Annotated in this window: 10 protein-coding genes and 1 pseudogene; 2 read left to right on the top strand and 9 right to left on the bottom strand. The window is 70.9% G+C overall.

Annotation, left to right across the window (positions count from 1 at the left end; all coding sequences use genetic code 11):
- Positions 1 to 192: 192 nt before the first annotated feature.
- From cimA to ureA, 6 genes are all read right to left on the bottom strand, one after another.
- Entirely contained in the window at positions 193 to 1,803 is a 1,611-nt protein-coding gene (cimA, locus tag ACFY0P_RS39425; RefSeq protein ID WP_388924799.1) for a citramalate synthase, read from the bottom strand.
- A gap of 276 nt (positions 1,804 to 2,079) precedes the next feature.
- A complete protein-coding gene (locus ACFY0P_RS39420; protein WP_388924797.1) occupies positions 2,080 to 2,256 on the bottom strand; it encodes a hypothetical protein in 177 nt (58 codons plus the stop codon).
- Positions 2,257 to 2,331: 75 nt separating this feature from the next.
- Positions 2,332 to 2,931 carry a TetR/AcrR family transcriptional regulator gene (locus ACFY0P_RS39415; protein WP_388924794.1) on the bottom strand — a complete coding sequence of 200 codons (600 nt, stop codon included), beginning with the start codon at positions 2,929 to 2,931 and terminating at the stop codon, positions 2,332 to 2,334.
- A gap of 42 nt (positions 2,932 to 2,973) precedes the next feature.
- Positions 2,974 to 4,011 carry an agmatine/peptidylarginine deiminase gene (locus ACFY0P_RS39410; protein WP_388924791.1) on the bottom strand — a complete coding sequence of 346 codons (1,038 nt, stop codon included), beginning with the start codon at positions 4,009 to 4,011 and terminating at the stop codon, positions 2,974 to 2,976.
- 24 nt (positions 4,012 to 4,035) lie between these two features.
- A complete protein-coding gene (locus ACFY0P_RS39405; protein ID WP_388924788.1) occupies positions 4,036 to 5,748 on the bottom strand; it encodes an urease subunit alpha in 1,713 nt (570 codons plus the stop codon).
- Positions 5,745 to 6,443, bottom strand: coding sequence for an urease subunit gamma (ureA, locus tag ACFY0P_RS39400; RefSeq protein WP_388924785.1), 699 nt, complete (start codon positions 6,441 to 6,443; stop codon positions 5,745 to 5,747). Before ureA ends, ACFY0P_RS39405 begins: the two co-directional genes overlap by 4 nt.
- Positions 6,444 to 6,597: 154 nt before the next feature.
- On the opposite strand from ureA, the pseudogene ACFY0P_RS39395 reads away from it, so the two are divergent.
- A pseudogene (locus tag ACFY0P_RS39395) lies at positions 6,598 to 6,902 on the top strand (cytosine permease); the annotation flags it as partial.
- Between the two features lie 14 nt (positions 6,903 to 6,916).
- On the opposite strand, the gene ACFY0P_RS39390 reads toward ACFY0P_RS39395, so the two are convergent.
- From ACFY0P_RS39390 to ACFY0P_RS39380, 3 genes are all read right to left on the bottom strand, one after another.
- Positions 6,917 to 7,909 carry a GNAT family N-acetyltransferase gene (locus ACFY0P_RS39390; RefSeq protein ID WP_388924782.1) on the bottom strand — a complete coding sequence of 331 codons (993 nt, stop codon included), beginning with the start codon at positions 7,907 to 7,909 and terminating at the stop codon, positions 6,917 to 6,919.
- 207 nt (positions 7,910 to 8,116) lie between these two features.
- A complete protein-coding gene (locus tag ACFY0P_RS39385; RefSeq protein ID WP_388924779.1) occupies positions 8,117 to 9,205 on the bottom strand; it encodes a branched-chain amino acid aminotransferase in 1,089 nt (362 codons plus the stop codon).
- 274 nt (positions 9,206 to 9,479) lie between these two features.
- The gene (locus tag ACFY0P_RS39380) at positions 9,480 to 10,523 is read right to left on the bottom strand and encodes a 3-isopropylmalate dehydrogenase (RefSeq protein WP_388924777.1); all 1,044 of its coding nucleotides are present in this window, start codon (positions 10,521 to 10,523) and stop codon (positions 9,480 to 9,482) included.
- Positions 10,524 to 10,655: 132 nt separating this feature from the next.
- On the opposite strand from ACFY0P_RS39380, the gene ACFY0P_RS39375 reads away from it, so the two are divergent.
- Positions 10,656 to 12,224 (top strand): purple acid phosphatase family protein, encoded by a 1,569-nt coding sequence (locus tag ACFY0P_RS39375; protein ID WP_388924774.1) that lies wholly within the window; start codon positions 10,656 to 10,658, stop codon positions 12,222 to 12,224.

The following is a 12,224-nucleotide window of genomic DNA, read 5'->3' as shown; positions in this document are numbered from 1 at the left end:
CTCCTGTAACCCCTCCCCCCAACCCCCCCCCGACTGGGTGGGTTGAGTGGTGTGGGGTTATGGGTGAGCCCCCCCCCCGGCGGGCGGGGCGGGGGGGGGGGGGGCCCCCCGGCCGCCCGCCACGGCAGGGGCGGGCAGCCCGGCCTCCGGCACAGCGCGGGGGGGGCGGGCAGCCCGGCGGCCGGTTCCCGGCTACTCGGCCGGCTCGACTCCCGCGCGCAGCAGGCCGTACGTGTACGCGTCCTCCAGGGCCTGCCAGGAGGCGGCGATGACGTTCTCCCCGACGCCCACCGTCGACCATTCGGCGCTGCCGTCGGAGGTCGAGATCAGGACGCGGGTGGTGGACTCGGTGCCGTGCTTGCCCTCCAGGATGCGGACCTTGTAGTCGACCAGGTCCAGCTTGGCGAGCTGCGGGTAGATCTTCTCGAGGCCCACGCGCAGGGCGCGGTCGAGGGCGTTGACCGGGCCGTTGCCCTCGGCCGTGGCGACGATGCGCTCGCTCTTGGCCCAGAGCTTGACCGTGGCCTCGTTGGCGTGGGTGCCGTCGGGGCGGTCCTCGACGATGGCCCGCCAGGACTCGACGCGGAAGTAGGAACGCGGTTTGCCCTCGACCTCGGCGCGCAGGAGGAGTTCGAAGGAGGCGTCCGCGGCCTCGTAGGTGTAGCCCTGGAGCTCGCGCTCCTTGACCCGCTCGACGACGCGGCCGACCAGTTCGCGGTCGCCGCCGAGGTCGACGCCGAGTTCCCTGCCCTTGAGCTCCACCGAGGCACGGCCGGCCATGTCGGAGACCAGCATGCGCATGGTGTTGCCGACCAGGGCCGGGTCGGTGTGCTGGTAGAGGTCGGGGTCGACCTTGATCGCGGAGGCGTGCAGCCCGGCCTTGTGCGCGAAGGCCGAGACACCCACGTACGGCTGATGCGTCGAGGGCGTCAGGTTGACGACCTCGGCGATGGCGTGCGAGATCCGGGTCATCTCACGGAGCCGGCCCTCGGGCAGTACCTGCTTGCCGTACTTCAGCTGCAGGGCGGCGACCACCGGGAACAGGTTGGCGTTGCCGACCCGCTCGCCGTAGCCGTTCGCCGTGCACTGGACATGGGTGGCGCCGGCGTCCACGGCGGCCAGGGTGTTGGCGACCGCGCAGCCCGTGTCGTCCTGGGCGTGGATGCCGAGCCGGGCGCCGGTGTCCGCGAGGACGGTGGAGACGACGGCGTTGACCTGGGCGGGGAGCATGCCGCCGTTGGTGTCGCACAGGACGACCACGTCGGCGCCGGCCTCGGACGCGGCGCGTACGACCGCCTTGGCGTACTCGGGGTTGGCGCGGTAGCCGTCGAAGAAGTGCTCGCAGTCGACGAAGACCCGGCGGCCCTGGCCCTTCAGGAAGGACACCGTGTCGCGGACCATCTCCAGGTTCTCGTCGAGGGTGGTGCGCAGCGCCAGCTCGACATGCCGGTCGTGGGACTTGGCGACCAGTGTGATCACCGGGGCGCCGGAGTCCAGCAGCGCCTTGACCTGGGGGTCGTCCGCGGCCTTGGCGTTCGCCCGGCGGGTGGCGCCGAAGGCGACCAGCTGGGCGTGCCTGAAGTCGATCTCCTGCTGGGCGCGGGCGAAGAACTCGGTGTCCCGGGGGTTGGCGCCCGGCCAGCCGCCCTCGATGAAGCCCACGCCGAAGTCGTCCAGGTGCCGTGCGATGGCCAGCTTGTCCGCGACGGTGAGGTTGATGCCCTCGCGCTGCGCGCCGTCGCGCAGCGTGGTGTCGAAGACGTGGAACGAGTCGTCCAGCTCGTTGGTTTCCGTCTCGGTCATGGTCCCTAGGCTCCTGATGTCTTATCTCGGTCGTACCGGAATGACCGGCTCCACCGTCCCTCCATGGTCCCTCGCGCTCGCCGTCCGGCTGAAGGTGGGCCGGAAAACGAAAAAACCCCTCGCGGGTGCGAGAGGTCTGCGCGCGGGTCGAGGACGACGATGGCCACCCGTACCTGGTCGTACGTGGTGGTCACTGCGGACCGGCGCGCCTGCTGCCAATAATCATGGCGAACGAGAGCACGGAGGCAGTCTGGCACAGCCCCGCCCCCGACTCACTCACTGTCTCAGTATGCGGTCGTCACGGACGGTGACATACACCACAGGTGTGACGGTTCCCGACCGCAGATGCCTGACGAACGCGTCCTGTTCGCCGTTGGTGTGGCCGTGCGGGTTGAGCGTGCCGTCGCAGGAGGTGAAGGCGACCCGGCCGGCGGTGAAACCGCCGGGGGCCACGTGTCCTTCGGGGCGACCGATCGCACCACCGAACCCGGTCCAATCGCCCTTATTGCATACAGCCCGGTCGGAAGGTCACGCGTCCGCGAGGAGATCCGCTGCCAGGAACTCGCGTACGTGGCCGAGAACCTGTGTCCGGTCCGTGCCGCGCAGGCCGATCGCCACGTGGATGGAGAAGCCGTCGAGCAGGGCGCGCAGCCGGGCGGCGAACCGGTCGGGGTCGACGGGCCGGAACTCGCCGCGCGAGATGCCCTCCGCGACCAGCGCCACCAGGTCGCGGTGCCAGGCGCCCTCGATGGCGGCCTGCCGGTCGCGGGCGGCCTCGTCGGCGTTCTGCGAGCGGTTCCAGACCTCCAGCCAGAGCGTCCAGTGCGGATCCCGGTGCCCGTCGGGGACGTACAGGTCGACGTAGGCGTCGAGGCGTTCGCGGGCGGTGCCGCGCCGGGTGAGCAGCCGGCCTCGCTCGGCGCCGAGCCTGCCCTCGCTCCACTCCAGGGTCTGGAGCAGGAGTTCGTCCTTGGAGTGGAAGTAGTAGAGGAGATGGCCGCTGCTCATGCCGACCTCGCGGCCGAGCGCGGCCATGGTGAGCTTCTCCAGGCCCCGTCCGGCGATCATCGTCATGGCGGCGGCGAGCACGTCCTCGCGGGGCGGGGCCTGCCTGCGCCCACCGGCCATCTTCGGCTCCTCGAACGGCGACTGGAACTGGATCTTCCAGAACTAGATCTTCGGCTGCTGCTGGGTGATGCAGTGGATGCCTCCACCCCCCGCGAAGATCGTACGGGCGTCCACCAGGGTGACCGTCCGCTCGGGGAAGAGACGGCGGAAGATCCCGGCGGCGATCTCGTCGCGCGGGTCGTCGAAGCCGCACAGCACGACCCCGCCGTTGCAGAGGTAGTGGTTGATGTAGGAGTAGTCGGCCCAGTGGCCGTCGGCCTCCAGGACGGTCGGGGCCGGCACCTCGACCACCTCCAGGGTGCGGCCGCGTGCGTCGGTCTGGGACCGCAGCAGGCCGATGACCTCCTTGGACACCTCGTGGTCCGGGTGCGCGGGGTCCGGCTGGGAGTGCGCGACCACGACTCCCGGGCGGGCGAAGGCGGCGACGATGTCGACATGGCCGAGGGTGCCGAAGCCGTACGGGGGGTAGTCGCCGGTGAGGCCGCGGGGCAGCCATATCGCCTTGCGGGTGCCGAGCATTCCGTGGATCTCGGCCTCGACCTCCTCCTTCGTCCAGCCCGGGTTGCGCTCGGGGCCGAGCTGCACGGTCTCGGTCAGCAGGACGGTCCCCTCGCCGTCGACGTGGATCGCACCGCCCTCGTTGACCAGCTTCGAGGCGTACGTCCGCGCGCCCGCGAGGTCCGAGACATACGCGGCGATCTTCGCGTCGTGCTCCCAGCGGGCCCAGTGCTGGGCGCCCCAGCCGTTGAACGTCCAGTCCACGGCGGCCAGTTCACGCCCGTTGGTGAGGAAGGTGGGCCCGATGTCCCGCATCCAGGCGTCGTCGAGATCCCGCTCGACCGTGTCGACGCCCGGGCCGAGCAGCGTCTGCGCCTCGGCCGACTGGCCGGGGCCGCACACGACGGTCACCGGTTCGAAGCGGAGGACGGCCCGGGCCACCGACGCCCAGGCCATCCGGGCGGCGATGAGGTCGGCGGCGGCGTCGAAGGTGGGGTTGGGGCCCGGCCACGCCATCCAGGTGCGCTCGTGCGGGGTCCACTCGGCGGGCACCCGGAAGCCGTCGGAGGCAGCCTTGTTCATGGGGGTCCTTAGAGGCTTTGACATTCAGAGGAAGTAGAGGCGGTTGAGGGAGACGGAGTCGGCGGGCTCCGAGCGCAGCGGTTCGCCGTCGAGGGTGACCAGGCCGGTGCGCTGGTCGACGTCGACCGCTCCGGTACGGGAGTTGCGCCGCAGGTCGGCCGGACCGATGCCGCGGGTGCCGCGGACGGCGACCCGGCGGCGCCGGGTGGGCATGGTGTCGTGTCCCTGGTCGAGGGCGGCCTGGGCCACGAACGCGACGGAGATGTCGGCGGGGGTGGCGCCGTGCGCCCCGAACTGGGGGCCGAGGACGAGGGGTTCACAGGTGTCGGTGGCCGCGTTCGGGTCGCCGGTGACGCCGAACGCCGGGAAGCCGGCCTTCAGCACCAGCTGCGGCTTGGCCCCGAAGTACTCCGGGCTCCACAGCACGATGTCGGCGAGCTTGCCGACCTCGATCGAGCCGACCTCGTGGGCGAGGCCGTGGGCGATGGCCGGGTTGATGGTCAGCTTGGCCATGTACCGCAGCACGCGCTCGTTGTCGTGGCCGTCGTCCGGGGCGCCCAGCTCGGCCTTCATCTTGCCGGCCATGGCGAAGGTACGGCGGACGGTCTCGCCCGCCCGGCCCATGCCCTGCGCGTCGGAGGAGGTGATGCCGATCGCGCCCAGGTCGTGCAGCACGTCCTCGGCGCCCATGGTCCCGGCGCGGATGCGGTCGCGGGCCATGGCGGCGTCGCCGGGCAGATCGGTCTTCAGGTCGTGGACGGAGACGATCATCCCGTAGTGCTCGGCGACCGCGTCCCGGCCGAAGGGCAGGGTGGGGTTGGTGGAGGAGCCGATGACGTTGGGGACACCGGCCATCTTCAGGACGTTGGGCACGTGTCCGCCGCCGCAGCCCTCGATGTGGAAGGCGTGGATGGTGCGGCCCTCGAGGACCCGGAGGGTGTCCTCGACCGACAGGCACTCGTTCAGCCCGTCGCTGTGCAGGGCGACCTGGACGTCGTGCTCCTCGGCGACCCGCAGGGCCGTGTCCAGCGCCCGCGTATGGGCGCCCATGTCCTCGTGCACCTTGAAGCCGGAGGCGCCCCCCTCGGCGAGGGCCTCGATCAACGGGGCTCGGTGCGAGGACGAACCGCGCCCGAGGAAGCCGATGTTGACCGGCCAGGCGTCGAAGGCGCTGAACGCGTGCTTCAGCGCCCAGGGCGAGTTGACGCCGACGCCCCACACCGGCCCGAACTCCTGCCCGATGATCGTGGTCACGCCGGAGGCCAGCGAGGCCTCCATGATGCGCGGCGACAGCAGATGGACGTGCGTGTCGACGGCCCCGGCGGTGGCGATGAGCCCCTCGCCGGACACGATCGAGGTGCCGGTGCCGACGACGACGTCGACCCCGTCGAGGGTGTCGGGGTTCCCGGCCCGCCCGATCGAGCGGATCCGCCCCTCGCGGATCCCGATGGAGACCTTCCGGATCCCCAGGACGGCGTCGATGACGACGACGTTGCTGATCACGACGTCACAGGTCTCGCGGACGGCGGCGGCCTTGAGGTGCAGCCCGTCCCTGGCCGTCTTGCCGAAGCCGGCCAGGAACTCGTCGCCGTAGCGCTGGGAGTCGTCCTCGACGCGGATCACGAGGCCCGAGTCCCCGAGGCGGACGCGGTCGCCGGTGCGGGGGCCGTGGGTGGCCGCGTACTCGTGCGGGGTGAGGCGGCGGGCCTCGGCGGGATGCCCTCCGGGGCGGCTCATCGACCGGCCTCCTGCTCTCGAATGCCCAGGTATCCGCAGGCGGCGGCGCGGCGCAGCGCCTCCTCGCGGGCGCCGGGCGCGTCCAGCGGCCCGTCGACGAGCCCGGCGAAGCCGATGGCGACCCGGCCGCCGCCGATCGGGACGAGACCGACCTCGTGCGACTCCCCCGGCCCGAACCGCACGGACGACCCGGCGGGCACGGCGAGCCGCAGGCCGTAGGCGGCGGCGCGGTCGAAGTCGAGGCGCGGGTTGGCCTCGAAGAAGTGGAAGTGCGAGGTGACGGAGACGGGGACGGCAGCGGTGTTGGTGACCGTGAGCCGTACGACGGGCTCCGGGTCGGCGTGCTCGGGCCCCGGCAGCAGCGCACCGGGCGCGTCCTCGTCCAGTCCCCCGCCCCCGATCGGGTCGGTGACCACCGCGAGCCGCGAACCGTCGTCGAAGACGGCCTCGACGTGCACCTCGGTGACGATGTCGGCGACGCCGGGCAGCACGTCGGCCGGGCCGAGGACGGAGCGGGCCGCCTCGATCGCCTCGGCGAGCCGCCGGCCGTCCCGGGCGGCCTCGCAGACGGTGTCCGCGATCAGCGCGGTGGCCTCCGGCACGTTGAGCCTGAGGCCCCGGGCGCGACGGGCACGGGCCAGCTCGGCGGCTCCGAAGAGCAGCAGCCGGTCACGTTCCGTGGGAGTCAGTCGCACGCCCGGCACCTCCTTCGCTTCCTCTAACCTCGCCCGACTTAGAGCAACACTCTAATCGCCGGATTACGAGAAGGGAACCATTACCGTAGACCACCAGGTCACCCACATTGAACGTCGCTCTAACGCGTAGGGCGGCCGCCAAAGGAGACCAGCCATGCCGATAGAACTGCGCGGAGTCGACACGATCCAGGACGGGATGGGGGTACCGCCCGCGCTCGAACGCTGTTGAGAGCGTGGGGGAGCACCAGCGGGCCGAAGGACCTGGCCTCGATCCTGCTCGGCTCCAGTCTCTGCCTCGGCGTGATCATCTTCGGCTGGCTGCCGCCGTCCTTCGGGCTCGGCCGGTGGGCGACGGTGAGCGCGATCGCGGCGGGCACGCTGATCGGCACGGTGTTCACGGCCCCGCCGGCCCCGGTCTCCCTCCGGACCGCCACCAACCTCTCCACCTCCTCGGGCGCCCACCGGGTGGAGGTCTAGTTGGCGATCAGCACCGCCAGCATCGCCAGCCAGCACAGGGCGACAAAGGCCGGAAGCAGCACCATCACAAGCCCCGTCGGAGACGAATGCAGCCATGCTGCCCCCGGCTCGGCCACCTGCCGTCCCACGATCCGCTGCCCGCCGTGCCAGGCCATGTACTCCTCAAGGTCCACGACCGCGCTCTTACGGGCCTGCAGGTAGCGTCGCCCGAAGCGCAACATGACGGCGAACGCCACCGCCGACGCGAACCCGACCACTGTGATGATCACCCCGATGCCCAGAGCCACCCCCTCCGACGTCGCGCCGTCCTTGCCGAGTATGAACGCCAGCGTGGCCGCGAGGCCCGCCGTGATGTAGAGGAAGTTGGTGAGCTTGTTCCAGTTGGTGTTGTCCTCGTGTTTGTACAGATCCACGGCGATCCCGTACTGCGCCTGCAGCAGCGACTCGCGAGGCTTCCGCCACACCCACACCACCCGCAACCGGCCGTCCGGCGGCCTCAGCCGCGTCAACTCCTCGAACCCCAGCTTTCGATGAAACCGTGCTGACGCCTGGTTCGGCGGCTCGCTCACCACCGCCGCGATCACCGGGCTGGACGTCCACTGCTCCAGCACATGGTGGTACAGCAGCGACGCGACCCCCTGCCGTGCCGCATCCCGGGCCACGCACACCTGCTTGATCACCAGAAAACTGCCGAGCGTGGTCTTGATCCGGTGATTCAGCCACTCACCCTGTTCGATCCGCTCGTCGCTGTACGCCAGCAGAAATCCGAGGACGTCGGCCCCCTTCACCGCCGCGTAGAAGTGCTCGGCGCGCACCACCTGCGCGCGATACACCTCCTCGGTGTACTCCGAGACCAAGAACCCCTCCCGGGTCGCGACAGCCGGATCGGCTCCCTCCAGGCTCCTGGACCGTGCCAGTTCGAGGATCTTCGGGACATGCTCCTGGGTCGCGCGCACGATCTCGATCTGCTCCGCGGCGGGCGCGCTCACGCCCTCACCCCCCATACGGCTGCATGCCCCAAACCACAGTCGGCAGCGCGTTTTTGACGATCCGTCGGATGTGCAGCGCATACCCGTACCGAGGAGGCGTTACACGCCGTCGAAACCCCCGGATCCCCGCGCTCCGGCTGCGGAGGCGGGGATCCGGGGGACGAGCAGGGTGCCGGTGATCGAGGTCGGCGGGTGCGGGCAGCGGCGTCAGCCGAGCTGGTGCATCCAGCCGTGCTTGTCCTCGGCCTTGCCGCGCTGGATGTCGAGGAGGGCCTCGCGGAGCCGGAGCGTGACCTCGCCGGGCTCGCCGCCCGACTGCTGCCACTCGGCGTTCGCGCGCTTGACCGTGCCGACCGGGGTGATCACGGCGGCGGTGCCGCAGGCGAAGACCTCGGTGAGGGTGCCGTTCTCCGAGTCGCGCTGCCACTGGTCGATGGAGACCCGGGCCTCCTCGGACTCGTAGCCGAGGTCGCGGGCGACGGTGAGGAGGCTGTCGCGGGTGACGCCTTCGAGGATGGAGCCGGTCAGGGTCGGGGTGACGATCTTGTCCCCGTACACGAAGTACAGGTTCATGCCGCCGAGCTCCTCGACCCACTTGTGCTCGACCGCGTCGAGGTAGCAGACCTGGTCGCAGCCCTGGGCCGCCGCCTCGGCCTGGGCGAGCAGGGAGGCCGCGTAGTTGCCGCCGGTCTTGGCGTCGCCCATGCCGCCGGGGACGGCGCGGACGCGGTCCTCGGAGGCCCAGATGGAGACCGGCTTCACGCCGCCGGGGAAGTAGGCGCCCGCCGGGGAGGCGATGACCAGGAAGAGGTACTCGTTGGCCGGCTTGACGCCGAGGCCGACCTCGGTGGCGATCATGAAGGGGCGCAGGTAGAGGGATTCCTCGCCGCCGTGCGCCGGGACCCACGCCTTGTCCTGCTGGACCAGCAGGTCGCAGGCCTCGATGAAGGTCTCCACCGGCAGCTCGGGCATGGCGAGGCGGCGGGCGGAACGCTGGAAGCGCTTGGCGTTCTGGTCGGGGCGGAAGGTGGCCACCGAGCCGTCGGGGCGGCGGTAGGCCTTCAGGCCCTCGAAGATCTCCTGGGCGTAGTGCAGGACATTGGTGGCCGGGTCGAGGGGGATCGGCGCGTACGGGACGAGCTGGCCGTCGTGCCAGCCGCGGCCCTCGGTCCACTTGATCGTCACCATGTGGTCGGTGAAGTGGCGGCCGAATCCGGGGCTGGCCAGGATCGCCTCGCGCTCGGCGGCGGCGAGCGGGTGTGCGGACGGCTTGAGCTCGATCGTGGGCGTCGTCATGAGTGGTTAGTCCTTCACCGGTTGTAGTGATGGGCCGCGCTCACACCCCTACGGCCGGTGTCCCGTACAACAGGGCGAGTGCCCTCTCCTAGGACGTCCGAGCATTCCCTCATGGCGCGGTCCGCGTTCGATTATCGCGCGGGGGCCGGGGTGGAAGGAATCGGGGTGAATACGGACCCGGGGTTGATGGTGGCACCCGGCGGCAGGCATGGGGAAGCCGCCGAGCGCTTGTGCGACCCGGCGGCTTCGAAGATCTGCGAAGAGGCTCGGCGGGTCAGCCGGCTACTCGTACGGCGAGTGCGTCGCCGATCTCCGAGGTGGAGCGGGCGGGCTTGCCCTGGCGTTCGGTGAGGTCGGCGGTGACGGCCTCGTCGATACGGGCGGCCTCGGCCTCGTAGCCGAGGTGGCGCAGCAGCAGGGCGACGGACAGGACCGTGGCGGTGGGGTCGGCCTTGCCCTGGCCGGCGATGTCGGGCGCGGACCCGTGCACCGGCTCGAACATGGACGGGAACTCGCGGGACGGGTTGATGTTCCCGCTCGCCGCGACGCCGATGCCGCCGGAGACGGCCGCGGCGAGGTCGGTGATGATGTCACCGAAGAGGTTGTCGGTGACGATGACGTCGAAGCGGCCGGGGTCGGTGACGAGGTAGATCGTCGCCGCGTCGACGTGGATGTAGTCCGTGGTGACCTCGGGGAACTCCGCGGCCACCTGGTTGAAGATGTTCGTCCACAGGTGCCCGGCGAAGGTCAGCACGTTGTTCTTGTGGACCAGCGTGAGCTTCTTGCGCGGGCGGGCCTGGGCGCGGGCGAAGGCGTCCCGGACGACGCGCTCGACGCCGAAGGCCGTGTTGACGGACACCTCGGTGGCGACCTCGTGCTCGGTGCCCTTGCGGATGGTGCCGCCGTTGCCGGTGTACGGGCCCTCGGTGCCCTCGCGGACCACGACGAAGTCGATCTGCGGCTCGCCTGCCAGCGGGGTGGCGACACCCGGGAGGAGCTTCGACGGACGCAGGTTGACGTGGTGGTCGAAGGCGAAGCGGAGCTTCAGCAGGAAGCCGCGCTCCAGGACGCCGGAGGGGACGCTCGGGTCGCCGATGGCGCCCAGCAGGATGGCGTCGTGCTGCTTCAGCGCGTCGAGGTCGGCGTCGGTGAGGGTCTCACCGGTGGCGTGGTACCGCTTGGCGCCGAAGTCGTACTCCTTGGTCTCCAGCTTCACGTCCTCGGGGAGAACGGCGGAGAGGACCTTGAGGCCTTCGGCCACGACTTCCTGCCCGATGCCGTCACCGGGGATCACTGCGAGATCGATGCTGCGAGACATGCCCGGCACCCTACTCCTCGTCCCATGGGATGACATGGAGCGTCCGGCATGCGGACACGGCGGGTCGTTCCGTCGACTGGCGTTCACCCGTACGTGTGGCAGGTGTTGACCTGCGCTGGGCACGGTATCGGGATGGACATCCCCGGCACGGACATCCCTGACTTCGGCATCCCGCCGCGGCTCGCCGCCCGGCTGAGCATGGCGGAGCAGTACGAGTATCTGCGCGCCCGGCTGGTGAGCCGTCGCACCCTGGTGACGGCGGGCGCGGTGGCGGGCGGCGCACTGGCGACCGGTTGCGCGAAGACGGCGAGGTCGGGGAAGCCGGCTCCGGCCACCTCCGCGGTCCGCGGCGCGGCGGTCGTGCCGTTCGGCCGCCATCTCGCCTTCGGCGCCGACCCTCGGACGCAGATGCGGATCTCCTGGCAGGTGCCGTCCGCGGTGAAGAAGCCGTTCGTGCGGATCGGGACGCGTCCCGACCAGCTGGGCACGCGCGTCGCCGCCGAGATCCGGCACCTGCACACGCCCGGGGTGCAGGGGGTGCGCCCGGTGGTCGAGCAGTACTACGTCCACGCGGCCCTGACCGGCCTCACGCCCGGCACCACGTACTACTACGGCGTCGGCCACGACGGCTGGGACCCGGCCGCCCCCGGCCACCGCGCCGCCATCACCCCGTTCCGCACCGCGCCCGCGAGCCCGGAGCGGTTCGTGTTCACGGCCTTCGGCGACCAGGGCGTCAGCCAGGCCGGGAAGGCCAGTGACAACGCGCTGCTGAAGCAGAACCCCGCCTTCCACCTGCACGCGGGCGACATCTGTTACGCGGACGGCAACGGCGCGGGCAGGACCTCGGACGGCTACGACGCCCGGGAGTGGGACCGGTTCCTGAAGCAGAACGACCCGGTGGCGCGGTCCGTGCCGTGGATGGTGACGACCGGCAACCACGACATGGAGGCCTGGTACTCCCCCGACGGCTACGGCGGCCAGTACGCCCGCTTCGCCCTCCCGGACAACGGCTTCGACCCGCACGGCTCACCGGGCGTGTACGCGTTCACCTACGGCAACGTCGGCTTCGTGGCGCTGGACGCGAACGACGTGTCGTACGAGATCCCCGCCAACCTCGGCTACAGCGGCGGCAGGCAGACCGAGTGGCTGGAGCAGAAGCTGAAGGAGCTGCGGGCGGCGAAGGGCGTGGACTTCGTCGTCGTCTTCTTCCACCACTGCGCGTACTCGACGTCCTCGCACGCGTCCGACGGCGGGATCCGGGCGGCCTGGCTGCCGTTGTTCACCAAGTACCAGGTGGACCTGGTAGTCAACGGGCACAACCACGTCTACGAGCGCACCGACGCGGTGAAGGGCGGCGGGGTCGGCCGCGCGGTCCCGGTCGGCGGCTCGACCGACCCGGCGCGGGACGGGATCGTGTACGTCACGGCGGGCGGCGGCGGGCGGAATCTGTACGCGTTCCCGTCCGGGGTCAAGGACAGCTACGAGGGGCACGTCACCCGGCACGACGCGGTGGACAGCTTCCACTGGGCCAAGGGGCAGCACAACGTGGCGGAGACGGTGGAGTGGTCGCGGGTGCGGTACACCGGCTTCTCCTTCCTCAGGGTCGAGGCGGAGGCGGGTACGGCACCGAGGCTGAAGGTGTCGGCGCTGGCGCAGAACGGCGCGCGGATCGACCACTTCGAGATACGCCGGGGCGGCTGA

The sequence above is a fragment of the Streptomyces sp. NPDC001714 genome, from assembly GCF_042892755.1.
GTDB lineage: Bacteria > Actinomycetota > Actinomycetes > Streptomycetales > Streptomycetaceae > Streptomyces.
The sequence above is the reverse complement of the archived record's forward strand: the minus strand, read 5'-3'. Positions and strand labels throughout refer to the sequence as shown.